A 24164-nucleotide genomic window follows, 5' to 3' on the forward strand; every position below is an offset into this window, starting at 1 on the left:
TTTTCTTCTCAGTCCTCTTAAGAGGACTTTCGCTTTGAGACAGGGGTTTCAACCCCTGTCGGACTGTCGGACTGTCGAACTGTTTGTCTAATAGCGAAAGTCGTCTAAAGACGACTGATGAATTGAAAATTTTTCTTCTCAGTCCTCTTAAGAGGACTTTCGCTTTGAGACAGGGGTTTCAACCCCTGTCGGACTGTCGGACTGTCGGACTATCTGACTCTCGGTTTAACGTTAATTTGACACGCCTTGGACACGGTGCCGTGTCCCTACTACAGTTCTCCCTTATTCCTTCATATATAACCATGCCACAAACACTTAAAGAATCCCGCGAACTTCTCCAAGACTTTGAATTCAACAAATTGTTCGTCCAAAAACTCGGTTGGGATAATCCATCATCCCACAAAACCGTATCTTTAGAAATAGAAGGCGAGACTTATTCCCGAAAAGCCATCGCCCAACTTAACGGAGTAGTTGTATATGAAATTATCGCCGATAGCGGAAATATCCCCAACAGCGCCGAAAGACTGACAATTTATCGCGAAATCGTCCAAATTTCTGCCGAAAATTTATTGATTTTTATTGACAAAAATCGCACTAAATGTCTGTGGTATTGGGTGAAGCGCGAAGGTACAAAACTTTATCCCCGCGATCATGTATACGTGAAACGGGAACCTTGCGATTTGCTGCTGAGTAAAGTCGTAGCTTTAAAGGTTGATTTAGAAGAATTAGAAACGCTTTCGGTGATTGATGTCGCCCAAAGATTGCAGGCTGGATTGGATGTCGAACGAGTAACTAAAAAGTTTTTTGAAGAGTTTAAACAGCAACACGTTGAATTTTTAAGTGTGATTCGCGGCATTGACAAGGAAACAGACAGACGCTGGTATACTTCGGTTTTACTCAACCGCTTGATGTTTGTTTATTTCTTGCAGCGCAAAGGATTTATCGACAATCAAAAATTGATGTATTTGCAGGAAAAGTTAGCCGAAAGCAAGCAGCGGGGAACGGATTTATTTTACTCGCAATTCTTGAAAACACTGTTTTTTGATGGATTTGCTAAACCTCTGGATTTGCGCGAGGAAGGCGTTAAAGAATTAATCGGCGATGTTAAATATTTGAATGGGGGACTGTTTCTAGAACATCCCATCGAACAAAATTATCCGAATATCGCTATACCCGATGCTGCTTTTGAGAAAATATTTAAGTTATTTGCCGCCTATTCTTGGAATCTTGACGATACGGTGGGCGGGAAGGAAAATGAAATTAATCCGGCGGTTTTGGGATACATCTTTGAGAAATACATTAACCAAAAAGCCTTTGGTGCTTATTATACCAGGCCGGAGATTACTGAATATTTGTGCGATCGCACAATCAACAAACTAATCCTCGATAGAGTCAACCAATCCCTTAACTCTTCCAACTCTTCCTCCCCCCTTAGCAAGGGGGGCTGGGGGGGTTCTTCTCCCCACTTTGAAACAATCACCGAACTCCTCACCAATCTCGACGCCAATCTCTGCCGCAGCCTGCTAACAGAAATCCTCCCCAACCTAACATTATTAGACCCAGCCTGCGGTTCCGGCGCGTTTTTAGTCGCAGCCATGAAAACGCTGATTTACATCTATTCAACAGTCATCGGTACAAGCAAGTTTTTAAATGATCGTTACCTCAATGACTACCTAAAAGACATCGAAAAAGAGCATACTTCACTCAACTACTATATCAAAAAACGGATTATTAGCGACAACCTCTACGGCGTGGATATCATGCCGGAAGCCGTGGAAATTGCTAAATTGCGACTGTTTTTAGCCTTAGTTTCGGCCGCGCAGAATGTCAACGACTTGGAACCGTTGCCGAATATTGATTTTAACATCATGGCGGGCAATTCCTTAATTGGATTACTGCGGGTGGATGACGCAGAATATGAAGGAAGTGGAACTCAGTTAAATTTGTTTCACAAGACATACAGACAAGTATTAGAGGAAAAAAACCGTCTGATTTCTATTTACCGTCATGCGACTACCTATAGCCAAAACTTGCAGAGTTTACGAGATGAAATTGCCGAAAAGAAAGCGCCGGCTATCGAAAATCTTAATAAGATTTTGTTGGAAGATTTCAAGGAGTTAAAAATTAAGTTTGAACAATCACAGATTAGCGGTAAGCCGATTAAGCGTACCCTGACTCTCGCTGATATAGAAGCTTTGAAGCCTTTTCACTGGGGCTATGAGTTTGATGAGATTTTGCATCAACGGGGCGGTTTTGATGCGATTATTACCAATCCACCTTGGGAAATTTTTAAGCCAGATGCTAAGGAGTTTTTTGCTAGTTATAGCAACTTAGTGACTAAAAAGAAGATGGATATTAAGAGTTTTGAGAAAGAACAAAAGAAACTCTTGCAAGATATTGAGGTTTCTAATGCTTGGTTGGAATATCAGAGCAATTTCCCCCATGTTAGCGCTTACTATCGTTCAGCGGAACAGTACAAAAATCAGATTTCAATTGTCAACGGTAAAAAAGCAGGTACGGATATTAACCTCTATAAACTTTTTGTAGAGCAATGTTTTAATCTCTTATGCAGGGGTGGCGAGTGTGGGATTGTGATTCCTAGCGGAATTTACACTGACTTGGGTACTAAGCAACTGCGGGAGATGTTATTTAGTCAAACCAAAGTCACGGGGTTATTTTGTCTGGAAAATCGTAAAACTATTTTTGAAGGGGTTGATAGTCGTTTCAAAATAGTTGTTCTTACTTTTGAGAAGGATGGGATCACAACTGAGTTTCCGTCAGCTTTTATGCGTCTTGATGTGGATGAACTGCAAAGGTTTCCTAGTGCTGATAGCTTGCAAGTTAACGTTGAATTAGTGCGGAAGTTATCTCCTGACTCTCTGTCGGTGATGGAGTTTAAAAATGAGGGGGATATTCGGATTGCTGAGAAAATGCTGCAATTCCCTTTGCTGGGCGAACAGATTGAGGGGAAATGGAATCTGCGGTTAACTGCGGAATTTCACATGACTAATGACAGTCATTTATTCAAGCAAGAACCAGGGAAAGGGAGACTGCCACTTTATGAAGGGAAAATGATTGAGCAGTTTACTCATACTCTTTGCGAACCGCGTTATTGGATAGAGGAATCACAAGGACGAGCTGCGATACTTGGAAAAGAACAGGATAGAGGTCAAACTCTAGATTATCAGACTTATAGAGCTGGATTTCGTAAGATTGCAAGCAGTACAAATACCAGAACAATGATAGCCACAGTCATTCCACCTAACTTTCAAGCAGAAAACTTTCAGTCAGTGTTGCGTTGTTCAGAAGGTAGTGAGCCTCCACCTAATAATCATCAGTGTTTATATTTAGTCAGTGTTTGGAATAGTTTTATTGTCGATTATGCACTTCGCTCTCGAATTTCAGCAAACATCAACTTTTTCTATGTTTATCAACTTCCCGTACCGCGATTAACATCAGGCGACAAATACTTCACTGACATCGTACAGCGCGCCGCCAAACTGATCTGCACCGCCCCAGAATTTGACGAATTAGCCCAAGAAGTCGGCTTAAACTCGCACCGAGAAGGTGTTACCGATGAAACTGAACGCGCTCAATTGCGAGCCGAATTAGACGGCATCATCGCCCACCTTTACGGCTTAACCGAAGCCGAATTTGCCTATATTTTGACTACTTTTCCGATCGTGCCAGAAACAGTGAAACAAGCAGCCTTGGAAGCATATCGCACCTTTGCGGCATAACCGGGGGAACCTGAAATCATCCATTTCAGGACTTATGCACTCCAACCAAAGAAACCGGGTTTTTTACCGAATCTGCGGGTGAAACCAAAGATTTTCGCAAAAACCCGGTTTCTGATTCCCCCACTAAACCAGATTACTAATATTCAACTCGCCGAGGCGCTTCAAAATACTCAGCACACTGTACAAATCATTCCCCGGATTGAACATAGAAAACCAGCGCGAAAAAGCGTACTGCGGTGTTTCCCCTTTAACTAATTTGACAAACAAAAAACTAGAGCCATTCATTAACAATCCGTAAGTAGGTCGATCGCCCTTAAGATTAGCTAACATATAAGCTAGTAATTGCGGAATCCCTACCTCCAAAGAAAACGCAGCCTTCTTGGACTCGATCACCACTACCCAAAACTCCTGAAACAAAGCCAAAACATCCAACTGTCCTCTCACAATCACTCCCTCGTCTTCGTCAAGGATTTCTAGAGACTTTTCGGAAGTAACGTGAAAAGGAGCAAGATAAAAGTCAGCTAAATCCCACAGCGGAGACAGCACTACCATTTTGACTGTATTTTCTAGCATTGGTGGACGAGCAAGCAAATTCCTGTAACTTGCTTTCACTCTGTCTAATCGCTGTTTTTCAGGATCGCTGATTTCTGGTAAATCATCTTGCCACTCGCGAAAGAATTGGTCATCCTCAATCAACTCTATTTTGAATTGGGTTTCCAAGTCGTTCAGCGCGACATTTCTAGATTGAATTGTTTGTACCATAAATTTAACTAATTTATTGAAATTTGCCTCATAATTGATGATAGCAATAATTGCTAAATTTCTGTTAATTGCGTTTACTAGGGCATAGGGCACTAGGGCACTTAAGGTCACACCCGCAGTCCGGCAGGGGTTGAAACCCCTGCCTCAAAGCTAAAGTCCTCTCAAAGAGGACTGAAGAACTCATTAGTCCTCTTTGAGAGGACTTGCGCTATGAGACAGGGAATTCATTCCCTGTCGGACTTTCGGGCTAAGCCGACACCTCCAAGCCCCGCCACATTCCTACAGATTGTTCCCAAAAAATGTAACGAGTTGTAAAGTATAATGAAAACGAAGCGAACACAGAGGCCAAGTAGTATCAAATGCGAGTTGCGATCGCCGGAGCAGGCTTAGCAGGACTTTCCTGCGCTAAATATCTTACCGACGCGGGCCACACCCCCATCCTCCTAGAAAGTCGGGACGTACTCGGCGGCAAAGTAGCCGCCTGGAAAGATGCAGACGGCGACTGGTACGAAACCGGCCTCCACATCTTCTTCGGTGCATACCCGAATATGCTCCAACTATTCAAAGAACTTGACATCGAAGACCGGCTGCAATGGAAAGAGCACTCGATGATTTTCAATCAGCCGGAAACCCCCGGAACCTATTCCCGCTTTGACTTTCCCGACCTTCCGGCTCCCTTCAACGGCGTCGCAGCCATCCTGAGCAACAACGATATGCTCACTTGGCCCGAAAAAATCCGCTTCGGTATAGGTTTGATTCCGGCGATGCTTCAGGGTCAAAACTATGTCGAAGCAATGGACAAATACTCGTTTTCCGACTGGCTGAAAAAGCAAAACGTCCCCCCCAGAGTCGAAAAAGAAGTATTCATCGCCATGTCCAAGGCGCTCAACTTCATCGACCCCCACGAAATATCCGCAACCATACTGCTGACAGCCCTCAACCGCTTCCTGCAAGAGAAAAACGGCTCGAAAATGGCTTTTTTAGACGGTTCCCCCACAGAAAGGTTGTGTCAGCCGATGGTAGACTACATAACTGAGCGCGGTGGTGAAGTCCGGCTGAATGCACCCATCGGGGAGTTTTTGCTCAACGATGACAACACGGTGCGGGGCTTCCACATTCGGGGAGTAAAAGGGGCAGAGTCAGAAATTCTGACCGCCGATATTTACGTTTCCGCGATGCCGGTTGACCCGCTGAAGTTGATGATGCCGAAACCTTGGGGCGAAATGGATTATTTCAAACAGCTCGAAGGTTTGGAGGGAGTACCCGTCATTAATGTACACTTGTGGTTCGATCGCAAGCTAACTGAAATCGACCATTTGCTGTTCTCGCGATCGCCCTTGCTGAGCGTCTACGCCGACATGAGCAACACCTGCCGCGAATATGCCAACCCAGACAAATCAATGCTGGAACTGGTTTTAGCACCGGCCAAAGACTGGATCGGCAAATCTGACGAAGATATCGTCGCAGCCACAATGGTCGAGTTAGAAAAACTCTTTCCCGATCAAATCCCAGAACCAGCCAAACTGCTCAAATATCACGTAGTCAAAACCCCACGTTCCGTCTACAAAGCCACTCCCGGACGCCAGCAGTGCCGTCCCACACAAACAACTCCCATTAGCAATTTCTATCTAACGGGGGATTATACAATGCAGCGTTATCTTGCGAGTATGGAAGGTGCCGTGCTTTCTGGTAAGCTGACAGCGCAGGCTATTTCAACCGCCAATAACCAGTCAAGAACCTCAGCCCTGACGGCATGAGGCTTGAAAGAGAAATCTAACAAGCCATCTTGACCCGCCTAAGTCTTAACTGACTACGTTTTATGAGTCACGACACCGGGAGAATGCGAAGCTAGTTCCCTGCTCTGTCGCTAGTGGTTAAACAGTTCTAAGGTCACTGGAACAGTGCTGCTAGCATAACAAGCTCACTAAACATTGGCAAAGCTAACTTTACCCCAGAAATGGGAGATTGAGGACAACCATATCCTCACGGGGGGGCAACCATACCCCCCCTACCCCGCAAGGGGATTTAAATTAAATGTAAAGCCGTCCTTACAGGACGGCGTTTCAGACCCGATGAATTTTGATGAAAAATTAAGAATTTTTCATAAAGACGTAAAAAATCTCCCGTTTTCTAAACGGGGGAAAATCAGTTCTAATCTTTAAATTTCTTATTCTCGGATGCTGCAACTGTCAAAACTCCAGTGCATGAGAACTCTGGCCTCTGTGGATGACTCTTACGAACTGTGCCGCCAAGTCACGGCGAGTTATGCCAAAAATTTTTATTTAGGCACTCAACTCATGCCCGAAGCCAAGCGTCGGGCGATTTGGGCGATTTACGTCTGGTGCCGCCGCACCGACGAACTCGTAGACGGGCCGGGTTCTGATGCAACGACCCCTGAAACCCTGGATTTGTGGGAAAAACGCCTAGAATCTGTGTTTGCGGGCCATCCTCACGACGACTACGACGTAGCTTTGGTGGATACGCTGTCTCGTTTCCCGATCGACATTGGGCCGTTTCGAGAGATGATTGCGGGCCAGCAAATGGACTTGTACCGCAGCCGCTACGAAACTTTTGAAGAGCTCAATCTTTACTGTTATCGAGTAGCGGGTACTGTCGGGCTGATGTCGATGTCTGTCATGGGTGTAGGCGAATCGAACTCCGCTGCTAACTGGAATTGGCACTGGGGGAATAGAATTCCCAAAGAAGAAGCCATCTCCCTCGGTATTGCCAAGCAGTTGACTAATATTCTGCGCGATGTCGGAGAAGACGCCCGCCGCGGCCGCATTTACATTCCCTTAGAAGACTTAGCCTTGTTTAACTACACCGAAGAAGATTTATTCAACGGTGTAATTGACAACCGCTGGCGGGAATTGATGCGGTTTCAAATTCAGCGAGCTCGCAAATTATACGCCAGCGCGGAACCGGGAATTAAAGTGCTCAGTCCCGATATTCGCTGGACTGTTTGGGCTGCTACAATGCTCTACAGCAGAATCTTAAATGCGATCGAACGCAATCAATATGATGTGTTTCAGAAGCGGGCTTATGTTAGCAATTATCAGAAACTGCGGTGTCTCCCCGCTGCTTGGATGAAGTCAAAAGTGCTTTAGCCGCAGGCAATTTTGCTTTTATCTTAGTCCGCGTAGGCGGACTTTGTTTGTATAGCCCCGAATTATATTCGGCGGATTCAAATTTTGTTTTCAATTGTTTGTTTTCAATTGGGCGATCGAACTTTCCAACAATTGCTTTTCCTGCTGGAGTTTTGCTTCTAAGTTTTGAATTTGTTCCCGGCGGGCTTCAACTTCAATCAAGCGGCGAGACAATTCTTGACTCTGCAAAGTGAGAGATTGCCTCCAATCTTCTGCTTTCTGTGCTTCTTGCTGCAAAAAATCGGGAGTAAAACCTGTTGTTAAATATTTCTCTACTAATTGTAGTACCCAGTTTGTAGCTGCTTGAATATGCAAAACCTGGCTATTTTCGTCAACATTTGCTAATACTAAAATCCCTTCATTTAAAACATTCGTTGCAGAGTTAATTGGATTTTGAGCAAAATCTTTCGGTAATGTCAAGAAACATTCTTCACTAAGAAGAGCCCAAGTATCATCAGAATTTTGGCAAGCCAGCAATTGCAGGGCGGGTTCGCCTAAAATTTCCTTCTTTTGTACTTGGGCTAAATATAACATGAGGGTAATTAGTAATTGGTAATTGGTGATTAATTGCCCGTGTTAGCACAATTAATTCTATTATTGAAACCAAATTTGTAGGGGCGGGTTCGCCAACCATTTATGGTAAACATCAATAATACTATAAACCCGCCCCCGCCCACCAACAATAAAAATGTACGATGAATTTAGAGGTAAAATTGTGATGTAAATAATGGCTGAGGAGAGGGCGGGTTTACGAGATTGTTTGTGTATTTCATAGATGGCTGGTTAACCCGCCCCTACGGGATTTTGGGATGTTTTTATACAGCGATCGCCCAGCATAATAAAAATGATAATCTCCTCAGAAACCGGGTTTCTTTCAATATTTTTCGTTACTCAACCGAAAAATTCGTAGAAACCCGGTTTCTCACCCCACCCGCGACTAATGACTGCTGACTAATGACTAATGACTCCTTAAAACACCTTTAGCCGATCGCGCAAAATCTCCGCTTGTTTTTCCGCTTCCGCCAAAGCATCCCTCGCGCCCTGAACCACATCAGGAGTAGCCTTATCCACAAACTTCTGATTAGTCAAGCGCGCCGCCGTATGCTTAATTTCAGCTTCCACCTTACTCAACTTCTTCTCTAATTTAGCACGCAAAGCCGCCAAATCCACCACCCCAGCGAGAGGAATCAATACTTGCACAGTACCCACAACCCCAGCAATTGTCTGTCCCAAATCTGCATCCACACTAGCAGTAACTGTCAGATTTTCGACTTTTGCCAAATCCTGAATGTAAACGCCTCCATCTGAGATGATTTGGCGTTCTTTCTCGCTTTCGCTTTGCAAAATCGCCGTCACCTTCACACTGGGTTTGATATCAGCATCGGCCCGCAAATTGCGAACTGTGCGAATTGTACCGAACAACAACTCAAACTGCTGTTCCAAATCAGCATCAATTAGCGAGGAATCCGCTTCAGGATAAGCTTGCAAAGCCAAACATTCACCATCACCTGTTTGAGTCAGAGTGTGCCAAATCTCCTCAGTAATGTGCGGCATAAAAGGATGCAGTAGTTTCAGAATCCCTTCCAACACAAAAGCAAAAGTTTGCTGTGCCACTTTCTTAGAATTTGGTTCAGCATCCTGTTGCAAGCGAGACTTGACTAACTCAATATACCAGTCACAGAAATCGCCCCAAATAAACTCATAAAGTCCCTTCGCCGCTTCCCCCAAACCGTAATTTTCCAAACAATTGCGGCTTTGCTGCACAACTTGATTGTAGCGAGAAAGAATCCAGCGATCGCACAATTCCAACCCTACTTCTCTCCCCCCCTCGGTAAGGGCGGGTTGGGGGGGGTGAGGAATTCCCAACTGCTGCGGCGTCTGTCCCTCCAAATTCATCATCACAAACCGGGCCGCATTCCACAACTTATTCGTGAAGTTCCGCGAAGCTTCCACCGATTTCGATTCATCAGTTTTGCGATCGTACTCAATGCGAATATTTTGGCCTGCCCCTACCACTTCCTTAACCAAAGTGTAGCGCAAAGCATCAGTACCGTACTTACCAATCAACAGCAGCGGGTCGATACCGTTATTTTTACTCTTAGACATTTTCTGACCGTTTTCATCCAACACCAAACCGTGAATGTAAACAGTATCAAAAGGCATCTTTCCAGTAAAATGTCCGGCCATCATCGTCATTCTAGCCACCCAGAAAAAGATGATATCAAAACCTGTAACCAAAGTAGTTGTCGGATAGTAAAACTCCAAATCTTTAGTTTCGTCAGGCCATCCCAGAGTTGAGAAAGGCCACAACCCAGACGAAAACCAAGTATCCAATACATCTGGATCTCTTGCTAACTGCACGTCATTACCAAACTTAGCCGTTGCTTTTTCCCTAGCTTCAGCTTCATTTTTTGCCACCACAAACGGCGTCGTGTCAGTAATTTCGCCCTGGGTTTCGCTAACAGCATACCAAGCCGGGATTTGGTGTCCCCACCACAATTGCCGGGAGATACACCAATCCTTCAGCTTCACCAACCAATCCCGATAAACCTTTGTCCATCTGTCAGGAACAAAGACTGGTGAGTTACTTTGATCTAATGCTTCTAAAGCACGTTGAGAAAGAGGCTCTATCTTCACAAACCATTGAGTAGATATCAAAGGTTCCACCGGAACTTTGCCGCGTTCGCTGTAGGGAACTGTATGTTTATAATCTTCTATTTTAACCAAAACCCCGTCAGTTTCTAAGCGCTGCACCACATTTTTCCGGGCAACAAATCGGTCTTGTCCCTGGAACTTTCCGGCATTTTCATTTAAAGTGCCGTCCTTATTCATAATGTTAATAAACGGCAAGTTGTGACGCTTACCCATCTCGAAGTCATTCGGATCGTGGGCAGGAGTCACCTTGACACAACCAGTTCCAAAAGTCGGATCGACAAACTCATCAGCAATGATTGGGATTTCGCGATTGACGATCGGCAAAGTGACAGTTTTACCGATAAGATGTTTGTAGCGATCGTCCTGTGGATTCACCGCCACCCCAGTATCACCCAACATCGTTTCCGGCCGAGTCGTCGCCACCTCCAAATAACCAGAACCATCCGTCAAAGGATAGCGGAAATGCCACAAATGGCCGTCAACTTCCTGCTGGTCTACCTCCAAATCCGACACAGCAGACTGACTCGCCGGACACCAATTCACCAGGTAATTGCCGCGATAAATCAGCCCCTCATCGTACAGGCGGACAAACGCTTCTAAAACCGCAGCGGATAAGCCTTCATCCATCGTAAAGCGTTCGCGCGACCAATCGACAGACACGCCCAAACTCCGCAATTGATTAGTAATAGTATTGCCCGATTCAGCTTTCCACTCCCAGGCCCGTTCCAAGAATTTTTCTCGGCCTAAATCGTGGCGAGTTTTGCCTTCTGCTTTGAGTTGCTTTTCGAGAATAGTTTGAACGGCGATGCTAGCATGATCCGTTCCCGGTAACCACAGGGTATTGCGTCCAGTCATGCGGTGATAGCGGACGAGGACATCAATCAGCGTCTCTTCAAAAGCGTGTCCCATGTGGAGACTGCCGGTGACGTTGGGTGGCGGGATGACTACGCAGTAAGGTTCGCCGCCTTTTTCGGGGTCAGCTTTGAAGGTTTGGTTGTCTTCCCAGTATTTTTGCCATTTGGCTTCGGTGGCTTGGGGGTCGTATTGGGGGGGTAGGTTTGCGGTCATGGTGGCTTCGGAGTTTGATCTTATTTATGATTGTGCCATAGAAGGGAGGAGAAGAGTTTTGAACCGCATCCGTGTCAGAGGCAGAGGGAAGAGCGATATTCAAGGCGGGGAGTGTCAAGTTAAAATGAAGGTAAAATTAAAAGGTTTGATGGCATTATGAATGTAGCAGCACTTCGACATCAAATCGATCGATGGCTCGATCGACTTTCTCCAGAACATCTGGCATTAGTTGCGAGTTTTATAGAGTTTCTAAGCCAAAAGCAACGTCAGGGGGTAATCATTTCGCAAAATAATCTGCCAGAGGTTTTCTCAGCAGAAATCCAAGAGATGCCTCCTGCTAATTCTTTTAGTATTCCAGAACCCTCAGAAATTGACGGAGAGGGCCAATCTAAAGCAGCGCTGCTACAAGATTTTCGGCAAGCTTGGCACGAAGCCATGACTGGGCAAACCATTTCGGTTGCTCAAATGTGGGAAGGAATTGAAAATGACTGACTTGCCCTTAATTCAAGTTATAGTTTCACCAACCTTCAATCGCAATTTACGCACTCTTGCAAAAAAATACCGCAGCATTCGCAATGATATTCAACCCATTATCGAACAACTCACACGGGGAGAACTGCCAGGAGATCGAATTGCTGGAGTGGGTTATGCAGTCTTCAAGTTGAGAGTCCGAAATAGCGACACTCAAAAAGGTAAAAGTGGTGGATACCGTTTAATTTACTACGTCCAAACAGCAACGGGAATCATTTTGCTGACCCTTTACACCAAATCCGAACAAGTCGATATTGCAGCCGAGGATATTCAGAACATTATTACAGAATACGAGCAGCAGCAGAGCGAAGATCGAGAGGATATCTAAGAGTTGGGGAATCTTGCGCCGTCGAATATGAGGTTTCGACATTTTCAGTGGAAAAATCCTTTTAATATCTTATTTGACAGAAATCCCTAATCCCAAACCCGCATTCTATCGGAGAAAGCCACGATTTTGCAGAGAAATCGGTTTTCTTTTTGCCTTAGTCCTACTGGTAAAACAAATTGAAATAATTAAGAATCGCAATGAATAACATTTGTTAAACTCCAGGAATTGCGTTTTTTGTTCTCAAACTCAAACAAAAGTTTATAGTTTGTAGGCGGGTTTAACATCGTATAGCAACACAGGCGACTGCTATCTGTCGATTATTTCACCTCCTTATAATCCACCCCATAACTCGTATCTCTCCCCGACAAATACGTCGTTTTCCCAGTTAAAGTCTCCAGAGTTTTTTTCGTTTCAGCCGAAGTAATCGAATTCAGCGGCACGCCGAACTTGCTAGCCAAACCAGCGGCGACGCCCACACCTTGTCCTTGATAAATATTCACCGTCGCAATTCGCCCGACGGATACAGCCATACCGACATAACCGGACGATCGCCCGACAATGGCTAAATTCTTGACTTTGCTAGCCAAAGCGCTTTCTATCCCGAAATTATAGACTGGTAGCGGCGGAATTCTCGCAGATAAATTCTTGACTCCGCCCCGCATATCGAAATCGTAGGAAAAACTGCCGATCGACTTTTCGGGTACTGTTCCCCCTTTGATAATCTCCTGCCCCGTTAACGGATCTACCACATCGCGAACGTTCAAAGTTTGCCTGATATAAATCTCGTCCGGAAGAAATACTCTCACATCTTTACCAGACTTCTTTTGTAGCCAGTATTGGAGAAATGACATTTCTCTAATCATTTCAGGAGTCGGTTTTCTGCCGTTAGCTTCCATCTCCATTATTTTGTCAACTTGGTATTTAAACAGAAACCCGTTCCAGGACAGCACATTTTTGTTATAAACGCAGACATTGCCTTTATCAAAAAAGAATCCTTTATTTTGGCTAAAGGGCAGATTTCTGTCTATGTGATACGCTGCTCCTATAGCTACGCTTCTGATGTCGTAACCGTCTGTATATGGCTGATAAATCGTGCTCCAGAAATTCCTCATCCAGAATTTTGTACTAGCCGGATCTTTAGATTTTGTAATGCTTTCTTTAATCTTTTTTACCAAAGGCCGATCGTATAGAATTTCATCTTCTATACTGCGGAATTCGGACATCGTTATCCCTGTAATTCTCGGAACTACAGAGACAGCTAGAGTTTCATTTTTGGATTTTATATTTTGAGATTGATATCCTGTATAATAAGATAATCCTGCTTTTCTTGCCAATTCAGCGTCTTGAGTTACGTCAATAAAAGAGTGGGCTTTAATTGTTAAATTTCTGCCTGTTACTTCGGCATATTCGAGTTTTTTATCTACGACGTGGGGAGTAAGAGTTGAGTTGGAAATAACTTTGACTCCTGCAGCGGAAAGCATCTGTTTGAGAGCTCGATCTGCCTTTTTTGGATCTAAGCAAGATTCGGGCGCATCGGCTTTATCTAAGAATTCCTTAAAACATTGGGCGTAGGGTTGGCGATACCAACCGGGGATTTTATCTACATCGATGTAAGCTAAACCGCCGCGGGTGAGTAACCCGCCCAAAGGAGCACTTCCGTAGTTCGATCGCACGATCGCAACTTTGCCCTTTGCGCCTAAAGTTTTCTTAGCCCATATCGCCGCACATATCCCCGGTACTTCATCACCATATACTACTACATCAAACTTTTGCTCCGGTGATTTTTTGGGAGGTACCGGAGGGGGGCTGCTGGGTTTTTGCTGCTGAGTTCCAGCGTCTAAGGTGGCACTTGCTGGGTCTCTATTTGCGATAAAATTCTTTATTTCTCTGAAAGCCGGATAATTAAGTAAAAGTTCTAGGGCGGCAAAGATGATTGCAATTGAAGCTAATTTCTTGAAAGTAGAGAGCATTCAGTTGACTCGTTTATAAATTTGCATTACCTGAAAGCGCAGTTCAGGGTTTACGGAGTTGAATATAGCACGTTTAGATAGTTTCGACACAAGTTTAACTTTTCCGGGAACAGTTGTTAGCGGTTTTGCCAGTGTTACTGGTTTGGGAGGGCTATTGATGTGGGTAAGGATGGTGGGTGCGATCGTACTTTATGACTCCCGACTTTCCCAGCCGCTTGTAATGTGATACTAAGACGGAAGTAAGGGCGAGATAGCCACCCCAATCATTGACTCAGTGGTAAATTTAGATCAAACTGAGGTATTGCGGTAACTTGAGGAGGTAGAAAAAAGTGACAGAAGAAACACAGGTGACGATTGAAGAGATTGACGAAACATCCCCCCATTTAGAAACTGTTATAGCCCTAGGTGATGCCAATAAAAAAACTCTGGGTTTTTTTACAGAAGGTGCTTTTCGCAAAAGTGCAAGAGATCGGGTGATACTTATAGCACTCAATTCTCAAAAAAATTGCATTGGCTATCTGCTTTACCGACCAGTGCGTCGCAGCAACATTATTGTTATCGTTCATCTCTGCGTCGATCCTGCATATCGCGGTCGGGGTGTTACTAAACAGCTAGTCAATTCCCTCAGCCAAAAAAGTCAGAATTTTTATGGAATTCAACTCAAATGCCGTCGCGATTATGGAATAGACAGAATGTGGGAAACACTGGGTTTTATTCCTCTCAACGATCGACCTGGAAGAAGTAAGGAGGGTAAACTGCTTACTGTTTGGTGGTTGGATCACGGTCATCCAACTATATTTTCTCAAGCTGCTGCACAACAACTTGAGTCTAAAATTTGTGCTGTTATTGATACAAGTATTTTCTTAGAATTACACGGTAATGAAGATATTGAAAGCACGGAATCCGACTCTCTACTTGCTGACTGGTTACAAGATTATTTGGAATTGTGTATTACCGATGAGATTTTTAAGGCAATAAACGCGATCTCTGAGGTCGCTCTAAGAAAGCGTAAACGCCTGTTAGGGGAGAGTTTTACTAAAATCCACTGCGATCGGCAGACACTTGAAACAAAATTTAACTCTCTAAAACGTCTAATTCCCAGTATCAATCTCGATGAAATAAACGACTCCTTAGTTCGTCAATTAGCACAAGCTATTGCTGCTGATTACTTAATTTTCTTAACTCGCGAACCCAAAATATTAGCTTTAGCAGATGCCGTCTATGAAAACTTTAGTTTAGCAATTATGACTCCTACAGATTTAATTGTTAAACTGGATGATGTTCGCAGAGATACTCAATATCAACCGGTACGGTTTGTCGGCATACAGAATCTCACCATTCAACTAATTGATAGCAAATTTGATAAATTACTGTTAACCAACTGTTTTTATGCGGTTGATAGGGCAGAAAAAATAGCCGATTTTCAGAGAAATCTGCGCCAGATAATTGCCAACCCAGATAAATTTAAGTGTCATGTCGTTTTAGATGGTGAAAATCAACCCCTTGCTTTAATTGCCTATTGTCAATATAAAAATCACGAATTAGAAGTTACAATGCTCCGAGTTAAACGCGGTGCTCTAGCAGCGGCACTTTCACGGTACTTACTTTTCCACTCCATATCAGTTTCAGTAAAAGAAAACAGGCAATTTACGAGACTTACTGACCAGTATTTCGATGAAATTGTTATACAAGCTATTCAAGAAGATGCTTTTGTTCGAGTTAATGATGGGTATTTAAAGGCAAATCCGCCTGTAGCAGAAACAGCAGCAGATATGTCTCAAAAACTGGCAAGCCTAGCCCAAATAGGGCAAGAATATAATTTTTGCATGAAAATTGCAGAGACGCTTAACACTCCCGAATTAATTCAAGATATAGGAACGATGGCAGAGCTAGAACGTCGCCTTTGGCCTGCTAAGATTATTGATGCTGACCTGCCTACTTTCATGATTCCCATTCAACCCAGATGGGCCAAAGACTTATTCGATGAAGAGTTAGCTAAGCAGTACATTTTTGGCTCTCAAATTGAGCTAGCGCTAAAACGGGAACTTGTATATTATAGAAGCAAGTGGGCTAATGGTGGCCTCAGACCGGGTGTTATTGGTAGAATTTTATGGTACGTCAGCTCCAATTCCTCATTTACTCTGGGGACAAAAGAGGTTAAAGCTTGCTCTAGACTAGAGGAAGTTATCATAGACAAGCCGGAAAAACTCTATCGACAATTTCGCAGCTTAGGAGTATACGAATTAAAAGATTTAATGACAATAGCCAAAGACGAACCAAAGGCAGATATCATGGCGATAAGATTCAGCCACACTGAGCTTTTCCCTAACCCATTGACATTAAAGAGAATTCAGGGAATACTGGGTAATAAGATAACGGTTCAAAGCGTATTTAGGCTTCCAGAAACTAAATTCGGAATCATTTACAAAGAAGGAACCGCGACCTAGAAAGAGGATAATCACAAATGTCAAATATCTTATTATTATCTATTCGTCCCGAGTACGCAAATAAAATATTCGATCGTACAAAAACAGTTGAACTGCGTCGGGTTCGCCCTCGACTTTTGAATGAAGGAGATCGAGTGGTAGTCTATGTTTCATCTCCCGAAAAAGCTGTAGTTGGTTCTTTCAAGGTGGATAATATTGTTGAAAAACCCGTCACAGAGCTTTGGGAGGAAGTTGAAAAAATAGCAGGAATTAGCCATGAAGATTTTTATGATTATTACCAAGGTGTAAAACTAGGTATAGGTATCTTTTTAAAAGATATTCATAGGTTTAGTCAGCCAGTAGAGTTACATCGTTTAAGAAACAAGTTACCTAACCTTAAACCGCCACAGAGTTTTCGATACCTGACAGCTAATCAGTTTAACATTGTCACTTCATTAGGAGAACGTTAGACAGGAAGTGTTGCTGAAAAATATTAATTAATCGAGAGTTTTTGAGAATAGCATGGAAGCGGAAAAAAGGGCTGAGTTTGTCAAATTATTTCAAGAATTTGTCAATTCATATCCATACACTCCCGATGGATTGCGTCACATAGCCGCTTACAAGGAGCAGCGTCAGCAGGGGCGTCGAAATTTTGAAGAGATCGCTGCTGCTGCTGAGTCTGGAGAAGATGTGACTGAATCTATAATGTTGAAACTTCTACCTTACGAAGACTCTCCTACTAATCGACAAAGGGGAGCCTGGATTCATATTAATCCGTGCATAATAAAAGGGTTATTATGGAATTCCAAATCGTATAAAAAATTGTCATTAATAGCGCCAGTAAGAATGGCCGAATTAATTTTTTATTTAGTCTGCTGTTGTAACGACGATCCGAGTCAGCTATATTCGGCCTGTAGAGAGTTTTCAGAAGAAATGCGCGTTTCCTTGTTCGGCGAGATAGGGATGCTAACGCCTATCCTCAATGCTCTCCGTCCCGATGACTTTCTCGCGATTAATGACAAGTCAATACAGGTTATTAACTATTTCGCCAATACTTCGTACAGCAAACAGCTAATAGACTACTCCTATGCTAACTTAACCGGACACAAGCTGATCAAAGAATTAACTAAAGAAATGCAGCAGACTGGCGTTCCATCTATCCGAGAGGACGATGTATTTGATATGTTCTGCCACTGGCTGATAGAAATAAAAAAATATGACTTTCCTAGTAACGAAGTGCCATTATTAGATGAGGCAATTGTGTTTGAATACGCTGTAGAAGAAGTACAGTTGCAACCGGAATATCTTTTGAACCAATGTGCCGAAGAAACTGGCTTTGACGAAACAGAACTAAAGCGCTGCATACGCGCCATCCACCGCAAGAAACAAGCTATCCTGCAAGGCCCGCCCGGAACCGGAAAAACCTTCCTTGCTCAAAAACTAGCCCAATACTTAATCGGTGGCGGTGACGGCTTTTCAGACATTATTCAATTTCATCCCGCTTATACTTATGAAGACTTTATTCAAGGCATCCGGCCGCAGAGTCAAGATGGGGAATTAACTTATCCCATAGTTCCCGGCAGATTCCTCGAATTTTGCACAAAAGCTGAGTCTTGTCAAGACACTTGCGTTCTAATTATTGATGAAATTAACCGTGCAAATTTATCTCAGGTGTTTGGAGAGTTAATGTATTTGCTTGACGATCGCGATCGCACTGTTAAACTAGCCAGCGGTAAACTATTTAGAATCCCTAAAAATGTCCGCATTATCGGCACAATGAACACCGCAGACCGTTCTATTGCCTTAGTCGATAACGCACTCCGCCGCCGCTTTGCATTCATTCCCGTCTATCCAAACTATGAAGTGCTGCGACAGTATCACCACAGAGAGGAAACAGGTTTTCCAGTTGATAAATTAACTAGCATTCTAGAAGATGTCAATCGCACAATTAACAACAAACACTATGAACTAGGCATCTCTTTCTTTTTGACAAAAACATTAGCTGAAGATATCCAAGATATTTGGGAAATGGAAATTGAGCCATACCTCGAAGAATACTTCTTTGATAACCTGGAAAAAATGGATGAGTTTCTCTGGGAGAATATCAAGACAAAATTGGGCTATTGACAATCTAACGCCGATACCGTGGCGTTACTGCATCCACCACAATTATGAAACCAGAATCCCGCCGAATTATAGAACTTACAGAATATAAATTAGCAACTTTTGAACAAGACTCAATCCCCGAATCAGTAGGAGAAAAAATATACCATAATTATGCCAAGGAAATAGAGATAGAATTTCCCAACTTTAAAACAAAATATCAATGGCACTTAAAATCTAAAGGCAGAGTGGGCAACCTTCCCATCACTCCAGAATTTCACATCGCCATCCGCCCCAAGGTTCCCATAAACAACCTCTTCGGAATGCTTGACTATGCCTACAAACTTAATATCAATTTTCCGAAGGGACAGATTGAGTGCGAATCTTTAGAACAAGTCTATGAACGATTAGCTAACATTCTTGCCCAAAAAATTCTAGAACGCTGTCGCAAAGGATTATATCGCGATTACTTATCCAAAACCGAAAGACTCGCCTACATTCGCGGCCGCGTCGATTTGCGGTCAGCCCTGCAAAAACCTTGGGATGTTAAACTAAAATGCCACTATAACGAACAAACAGGCGATATTGAAGATAATCAAATACTCGCTTGGACACTCTTCATCATTGGCCGCAGCGGTTTGTGCCGTGAATCTGTTTCATCCACTGTGCGAAAAGCATTTCACGCACTCCAAGGATTTGTTACATTAAAACCTTTTAAATCAGAAGCTTGTATTGATAGAAATTATCACCGTTTGAATCAAGATTATCAACTTTTACACGCCTTATGTCGATTTTTTTTAGATAACACGGGGCCGAGTCACGAAACAGGCGATCGCGAAATGCTCCCTTTTCTCATAGACATGGCTAATTTATATGAACAATTTGTCGCTGAATGGCTCAAAGCAAATACACCAAAAGGCTTTTTTGTAAAACAACAACACCGAGTCACACATGACCAAAACTATTTCGATCGGATTGACTTACTGCTGTGCGATAGTGAAACAAATGAAATCCTGTATGTCCTGGATACTAAATACAAAATTCCCGATAAAGTAGACAATACGGATCGTAATCAAGTAGTTACCTACGCAACGCTACTAAACTGTAAAAATGCAATTCTCATCTACCCTCAAAATCTCAAAGCGCCCATAGACAAACAAATTGGCGATATCCGAGTTCGCAGTCTAACTTTTTCCCTAGATAGCGACCTGAATGAAGCCGGAAAAACCTTCTTAACCTCTCTACTTCCAAACACCCTCCCCTAACTCTACTCTGCGCCCTCTGCGCCCTCTGCGGTTCATTTCTCCACAAAAAAAGAGGCGCAATTGCGCCTCCCAAATCTTTCATGTCCGTGTTCTAAACACTAACAGCCACTTTCGCTTCTTTTGCAGTCAACTTCTCGTAAGTCGCCCGCATCTTCAATCCAACTAACACTTGGAACAAACCAGTTCCATTGTTGGAACCAGGATATTCGCGGTGCTGGAGTAACAGGTGAGTTAACTCGCCTTCATACTTCGCAGAAGTCTTGCTCAAATGGCTTTCGATGTAAATAACTTCTTCGAGATTCTCGAATTGACCATCTACTTCTAAAATCGAGACTTCGTGACCGTAGAAAGCGTCGGGCCCGTAATACATCTTAATTCCCGGATAGGAACAAGTCAGCTTGCGGCCGCAAGGAACCCAGTTAATTGTTGAACCTTCGTCAAACAAATACGCAGGTTCAAAATTGGCGACGCCTTCGCGCTGAATCATCTGCACGCGCAGAACTTTCCGCTCTTTGTCATCTTTGATCAAGTTGGTCGGCAACACTTGAATTACCACATCAGCATATTGCTTTTGCGGGTCGATGTAGGCCGTAAAATCCGGTTTGCGAGCATTGATGGCAAATAGCACGTCTTCGTAACGGTGGCCCCGTTCCGCCATGTCGCGCTGGATTTTCCAAGCAATTTTTACCTCGTCGCTGATGTCGAGGTAGACGCTGAAGTCGAGGAGCGATCGAACTCGCTCGTCGTACAGCGGATGCAGCCCCTCAATCACAATCACGTGATTCGGCTCTACCCGCTCAGGAGGATCGAGCAGACCAGTTTCGTGGTTGTAAATCGGCTTGTCGATCGCCCGACCTTCTTTGAGAGCCTTCATTTGCTCTGCCATCAGGTCAAAATTGTTCGCTCTGGGGTCAAGGGCTGTAATCCCTGTTTCCTTGCGCTGCTTGCGATCGAGACAATGATAGTCGTCGAGGCAGATTACAGTAACGAAATCTTCCCCGAACAAATCTGTCAATCGGCGTAAAAAAGTAGATTTTCCGCATCCGGAATCTCCGGCAACGCCAATTAAAACCACGCGATCCGGCTTACTGGTCATAGTTTCCCTCTAACAAAATCACTGTTTACTAACTAACTCAAGTCTAGATTCCACAAAATTTCAGCCCGCAGGTAGCGACAAGCAGGCTTTGCGCTGCTTTGCTACCCCGAGAGGATCGAGTTCTCACCAGCATACAGCAGTGAGTTGATTGCCTGCCCGGGAAGACCCAAGCAATCTTCAAGGCAAGTAATTAATAGCTTGTAAAAGTATAGTCATTTATGTATGACATGGGAGGCGTGAATCCCTCCCCTTTCTTTTTTACTTCGAGCGGATTGACCCGCCTGGGCTGAACTACGCAGCTCCCTATCCCATCGCACAAGGCATTTGGGATTGCTTGGCGCATAAGATCGTCATATCTATTAACACTAACTTTAGTAGTTGATCTTACCAGAATGCGATCGCCCACTACAAGCTCAACGTCGATAGATTTGAGATTTGAGATTTGAGATTTTAGATTGTAGAATTGACCCGTCAGTCAGCCTGGGAGTCATAAATCCAGGATCTTGTACCTGGCTGCTTTCGGTCAATAGGAGCTATTTGTTGCCCGATGGCACACTCCATCACCGGTCGGCAATCAAAACGACTTATCGGGGCAGATCCCCCGATCGGGTAAAATGTTGGCAGTACGCAGACAACAATAGCTATAGGTCAACAGCCGAACGCAAAGCGGGCTCGGTGAGCGCGGCGTTCGGCTAGTAGGGATTGGATACGCGAGCGATCGCAACTTCAACACTCCCGCCGGCGTGGCGAGGCCCAAAAATTGGCGCGGCCAATTAGTCCCGAGGGCCTTAAGAAAAAAGTAAATTGAGTCTAACGTCACATTCTCTTTCTTTATAACTCTGTATCGTGAAGGAAAATCAACAAATGTACAGCCCAAGCTTATCTGGTGGAGCGGCAAACTCCGAATCAGGCAGCCGCATCTTTGTTTACGAAGTGGAGGGTATGCGTCAGAGCCAAGCAACTGACCAAATAAATAACCCGATTCGCCGTAGCGGCAGCGTATTTATCTCCGTGCCCTACGATCGCATGAATCAGGAAATGCGCCGGATTGCTCGCATGGGTGGAAGAATTGTCAGCATCCGCCCCTCAAACAGCGCTCCCGAAACAAATGGCAAAGTCGCACCAGAAGCAGGGCTACAGAGTCAGAAATCTGGAGAAGAAACTAAGCCCATGACTCAAGCCAAGGAAAAAGTTCAGGTTCCTGTTAACCTCTACAAACCGGCCAATCCCTATATTGGTAAGTGCATTTCTACAGAAGAATTAGTCAGAGAAGGCGGCGACGGCACAGTCCGCCACGTCACCTTCGACATTTCTGGAGGCAATTTGCACTATCTCGAAGGTCAAAGTATCGGGATTATTCCCGATGGCACGGATAAAAACGGCAAACCTCACAAAATTCGGCTTTACTCGATCGCCTCCACCCGTCACGGCGACCACCTCGACGACAAAACAGTCTCGCTGTGCGTGCGCCGCCTAGAGTACAAAAGCCCAGAAACCGGTGAACAAGTCTTTGGTGTTTGTTCGACTTTCCTCACCGGTTTGCAACCTGGGGATGATGTCAAAATCACCGGCCCCGTAGGCAAGGAAATGCTGTTGCCCGACGACGAGGAAGCCACCATTATTATGATGGGTACCGGTACGGGTATTGCTCCTTTCCGGGCTTACTTGTGGCGGATGTTTAAAGAAAACAATCCCGATTACAAATTCAGAGGTTTAGCTTGGTTGTTCTTTGGAGTTGCTTACACTCCCAACATTCTTTATAAGGAAGAGTTGGAACAATTGCAGCGCGAGTTCCCCGATAATTTCCGCTTGACTTATGCCATCAGCCGCGAGCAAAAGAATGTTGACGGCGGCAAGATGTACATTCAAAACCGGATTCAAGAGAACGCAGACCAATTGTGGGAATTGGTTCAAAAGCCGAATACTCACACTTATATCTGCGGTTTGAAGGGTATGGAAGGCGGAATTGATGAGGGAATGTCGGCCGCGGCTGGCAAGTACGGTGTTGACTGGGCTGCCTATCAGAAACAGTTGAAGAAAGACCACCGTTGGCACGTTGAAACTTATTAATGTGTTACCTGATTTAATCTGATTTGTAGGGTGGGCTTGGCTCGCCCTACAATTTTTGAAACAGTTTTGAGGCTGGAGGGGCTGGTTCACCCAATACAAGTGTAAAATATACAGTAAGCTCACCGAAAAAGGGAGATAACTGACATGGTTATAACTTCTACCCAAAAACTCACCTTTGAAGAATATCTGAACTATCAGGGAGAATCAGGTGTTTGTTATGAATTATATCGGGGCAATCTAATCGAAATGCCAACACCTACAGCAATACATATCAAAATTTGTGAATTTTTAGTTTATCAGTTCCGGCGCTTCTTTGCAGCACACAACCTACCGATAGTTGCAATTGTGACTACCGCAGTCCGAACTGAGGAAAACTCTTCTCGCATTCCTGATGTGGTGATTTGCACTCAGAGTCTGTGGGAACAAGTCTGCGCGCAACCTGGTTCCGCAGTGCTAGATTTTGAAGAAAAACCGCTGTTAGTTATCGAAGTTACCAGTCAAAATTGGCGGGACGACTACATTCGCAAACGGGCAGAATATGACTTAATTGATATCCCTGAATATTGGATTGTAGACGCCAATCAACCGAAAATACGAGTGTGTAGCCGTCCAGAAAATGAAGGCAGTTACTCTCACCAGGAATTTTTGCCTGGACAGCAAGTTCACTCTGTACAGTTCGCTGAATTTATTTTATCGGTTAATCAAGTGCTATGTCCGCCGCTAGTAGAAGATTTAATTCGAGAAGAAGAAGCACAGCGACAGCAGCTAGAACAGCAAAATCAGGAACTAGAACAGCAAAATCGGCAGCTAGAACAGCAAGTTAATGCAGAACGCCAGCGGGCCGAAAGATTGGCCCAGCGACTCCGAGAAATGGGAGTAGACATGGATTCAGAACTGTGAATTGTCATCTCAAATTAGATCCCCGACTTATTAAAGAAGTCGGGGATCTGGATATTGAGCTTACTTAAATGACAAATTGCTTGATTAGCATACAATGATTGTAG

The 24164-nt window shown here is 44.1% G+C and carries 17 protein-coding genes; 12 read left to right on the forward strand and 5 right to left on the reverse strand.

Features of this window, described 5'->3' with window-relative positions; translation table 11 throughout:
• Nucleotides 1-302: 302 nt before the first annotated feature.
• Nucleotides 303-3740, forward strand: a complete 3438-nt coding sequence (locus tag QUB35_RS00470) for an Eco57I restriction-modification methylase domain-containing protein (RefSeq protein ID WP_333138321.1) — start codon at nucleotides 303-305, stop codon at nucleotides 3738-3740.
• A gap of 123 nt (nucleotides 3741-3863) precedes the next feature.
• Here the strand turns inward: QUB35_RS00470 and QUB35_RS00475 are convergent, their stop codons facing one another.
• Entirely contained in the window at nucleotides 3864-4502 is a 639-nt protein-coding gene (locus tag QUB35_RS00475; RefSeq protein WP_333138323.1) for a restriction endonuclease subunit R, read from the reverse strand.
• 359 nt (nucleotides 4503-4861) lie between these two features.
• On the opposite strand from QUB35_RS00475, the gene pds reads away from it, so the two are divergent.
• Together pds and crtB are read left to right on the forward strand one after the other, a co-directional pair.
• Entirely contained in the window at nucleotides 4862-6259 is a 1398-nt protein-coding gene (gene pds / locus QUB35_RS00480; protein WP_333138325.1) for a 15-cis-phytoene desaturase, read from the forward strand.
• Nucleotides 6260-6679: 420 nt separating this feature from the next.
• Entirely contained in the window at nucleotides 6680-7609 is a 930-nt protein-coding gene (crtB, locus tag QUB35_RS00485) for a 15-cis-phytoene synthase CrtB (RefSeq protein WP_333138327.1), read from the forward strand.
• A gap of 90 nt (nucleotides 7610-7699) precedes the next feature.
• Here crtB and QUB35_RS00490 read toward each other — a convergent pair whose 3' ends face one another.
• Together QUB35_RS00490 and QUB35_RS00495 are read right to left on the reverse strand one after the other, a co-directional pair.
• Nucleotides 7700-8182, reverse strand: a complete 483-nt coding sequence (locus tag QUB35_RS00490; RefSeq protein ID WP_333138329.1) for a hypothetical protein — start codon at nucleotides 8180-8182, stop codon at nucleotides 7700-7702.
• A 435-nt stretch (nucleotides 8183-8617) separates the two neighbouring features.
• Nucleotides 8618-11371 (reverse strand): valine--tRNA ligase, encoded by a 2754-nt coding sequence (locus QUB35_RS00495; RefSeq protein ID WP_333138331.1) that lies wholly within the window; start codon nucleotides 11369-11371, stop codon nucleotides 8618-8620.
• A gap of 156 nt (nucleotides 11372-11527) precedes the next feature.
• Here QUB35_RS00495 and QUB35_RS00500 point away from each other — a divergent pair, with 156 nt between their 5' ends.
• Nucleotides 11528-11863, forward strand: coding sequence for a hypothetical protein (locus tag QUB35_RS00500; protein ID WP_333025783.1), 336 nt, complete (start codon nucleotides 11528-11530; stop codon nucleotides 11861-11863).
• Nucleotides 11856-12230: a type II toxin-antitoxin system RelE family toxin gene (locus QUB35_RS00505; RefSeq protein WP_015179269.1), complete on the forward strand. Its 375-nt coding sequence runs from the start codon at nucleotides 11856-11858 to the stop codon at nucleotides 12228-12230. The genes QUB35_RS00500 and QUB35_RS00505 overlap by 8 nt, the downstream gene beginning before the upstream one ends.
• A 317-nt stretch (nucleotides 12231-12547) precedes the next feature.
• On the opposite strand, the gene QUB35_RS00510 is transcribed toward QUB35_RS00505, so the two are convergent.
• A complete protein-coding gene (locus QUB35_RS00510; protein ID WP_333138333.1) occupies nucleotides 12548-14200 on the reverse strand; it encodes an FAD-dependent oxidoreductase in 1653 nt (550 codons plus the stop codon).
• Nucleotides 14201-14258: 58 nt separating this feature from the next.
• Here QUB35_RS00510 and QUB35_RS00515 point away from each other — a divergent pair, with 58 nt between their 5' ends.
• The 5 genes from QUB35_RS00515 to QUB35_RS00535 all read left to right on the forward strand — a co-directional run bounded on the left by QUB35_RS00515 (nucleotide 14259) and on the right by QUB35_RS00535 (nucleotide 19994).
• Nucleotides 14259-14426: a hypothetical protein gene (locus QUB35_RS00515; protein WP_333138335.1), complete on the forward strand. Its 168-nt coding sequence runs from the start codon at nucleotides 14259-14261 to the stop codon at nucleotides 14424-14426.
• A 103-nt stretch (nucleotides 14427-14529) separates the two neighbouring features.
• On the forward strand, nucleotides 14530-16647 hold the full coding sequence (locus QUB35_RS00520) for a GNAT family N-acetyltransferase (RefSeq protein ID WP_333138337.1): 2118 nt from the start codon (nucleotides 14530-14532) through the stop codon (nucleotides 16645-16647).
• A 17-nt stretch (nucleotides 16648-16664) separates the two neighbouring features.
• Complete coding sequence (locus QUB35_RS00525) at nucleotides 16665-17096, forward strand: ASCH domain-containing protein (protein WP_333138339.1); 432 nt, start codon at nucleotides 16665-16667, stop codon at nucleotides 17094-17096.
• Between the two features lie 52 nt (nucleotides 17097-17148).
• Complete coding sequence (locus tag QUB35_RS00530; protein WP_333138341.1) at nucleotides 17149-18753, forward strand: AAA family ATPase; 1605 nt, start codon at nucleotides 17149-17151, stop codon at nucleotides 18751-18753.
• 44 nt (nucleotides 18754-18797) lie between these two features.
• On the forward strand, nucleotides 18798-19994 hold the full coding sequence (locus QUB35_RS00535) for a 5-methylcytosine restriction system specificity protein McrC (protein WP_333138343.1): 1197 nt from the start codon (nucleotides 18798-18800) through the stop codon (nucleotides 19992-19994).
• 91 nt (nucleotides 19995-20085) lie between these two features.
• Here QUB35_RS00535 and QUB35_RS00540 read toward each other — a convergent pair whose 3' ends face one another.
• Nucleotides 20086-21090 (reverse strand): phosphoribulokinase, encoded by a 1005-nt coding sequence (locus QUB35_RS00540; protein WP_333138345.1) that lies wholly within the window; start codon nucleotides 21088-21090, stop codon nucleotides 20086-20088.
• An 864-nt stretch (nucleotides 21091-21954) separates the two neighbouring features.
• On the opposite strand from QUB35_RS00540, the gene petH reads away from it, so the two are divergent.
• Nucleotides 21955-23160, forward strand: a complete 1206-nt coding sequence (gene petH, locus QUB35_RS00545) for a ferredoxin--NADP reductase (protein WP_333138347.1) — start codon at nucleotides 21955-21957, stop codon at nucleotides 23158-23160.
• A gap of 144 nt (nucleotides 23161-23304) precedes the next feature.
• Nucleotides 23305-24060, forward strand: a complete 756-nt coding sequence (locus QUB35_RS00550; protein WP_333138349.1) for a Uma2 family endonuclease — start codon at nucleotides 23305-23307, stop codon at nucleotides 24058-24060.
• Nucleotides 24061-24164: the final 104 nt, after the last annotated feature.

The organism is Microcoleus sp. B13-B6 (assembly GCF_036705405.1).
GTDB lineage: Bacteria > Cyanobacteriota > Cyanobacteriia > Cyanobacteriales > Microcoleaceae > Microcoleus.

Coding starts and splice junctions, on each gene's coding strand:
- QUB35_RS00505 (WP_015179269.1), top strand. CDS start 11,856: ATGACTGACTTGCCCTTAATTCAAGTTATAGTTTCACCAACCTTCAAT.
- QUB35_RS00500 (WP_333025783.1), top strand. CDS start 11,528: ATGAATGTAGCAGCACTTCGACATCAAATCGATCGATGGCTCGATCGA.
- QUB35_RS00470 (WP_333138321.1), top strand. CDS start 303: ATGCCACAAACACTTAAAGAATCCCGCGAACTTCTCCAAGACTTTGAA.
- QUB35_RS00490 (WP_333138329.1), bottom strand. CDS start 8,182: ATGTTATATTTAGCCCAAGTACAAAAGAAGGAAATTTTAGGCGAACCC.
- QUB35_RS00550 (WP_333138349.1), top strand. CDS start 23,305: ATGGTTATAACTTCTACCCAAAAACTCACCTTTGAAGAATATCTGAAC.
- QUB35_RS00540 (WP_333138345.1), bottom strand. CDS start 21,090: ATGACCAGTAAGCCGGATCGCGTGGTTTTAATTGGCGTTGCCGGAGAT.
- QUB35_RS00530 (WP_333138341.1), top strand. CDS start 17,149: ATGGAAGCGGAAAAAAGGGCTGAGTTTGTCAAATTATTTCAAGAATTT.
- QUB35_RS00510 (WP_333138333.1), bottom strand. CDS start 14,200: ATGCTCTCTACTTTCAAGAAATTAGCTTCAATTGCAATCATCTTTGCC.
- crtB (WP_333138327.1), top strand. CDS start 6,680: ATGCTGCAACTGTCAAAACTCCAGTGCATGAGAACTCTGGCCTCTGTG.
- QUB35_RS00495 (WP_333138331.1), bottom strand. CDS start 11,371: ATGACCGCAAACCTACCCCCCCAATACGACCCCCAAGCCACCGAAGCC.
- petH (WP_333138347.1), top strand. CDS start 21,955: ATGTACAGCCCAAGCTTATCTGGTGGAGCGGCAAACTCCGAATCAGGC.
- QUB35_RS00535 (WP_333138343.1), top strand. CDS start 18,798: ATGAAACCAGAATCCCGCCGAATTATAGAACTTACAGAATATAAATTA.
- pds (WP_333138325.1), top strand. CDS start 4,862: ATGCGAGTTGCGATCGCCGGAGCAGGCTTAGCAGGACTTTCCTGCGCT.
- QUB35_RS00525 (WP_333138339.1), top strand. CDS start 16,665: ATGTCAAATATCTTATTATTATCTATTCGTCCCGAGTACGCAAATAAA.
- QUB35_RS00475 (WP_333138323.1), bottom strand. CDS start 4,502: ATGGTACAAACAATTCAATCTAGAAATGTCGCGCTGAACGACTTGGAA.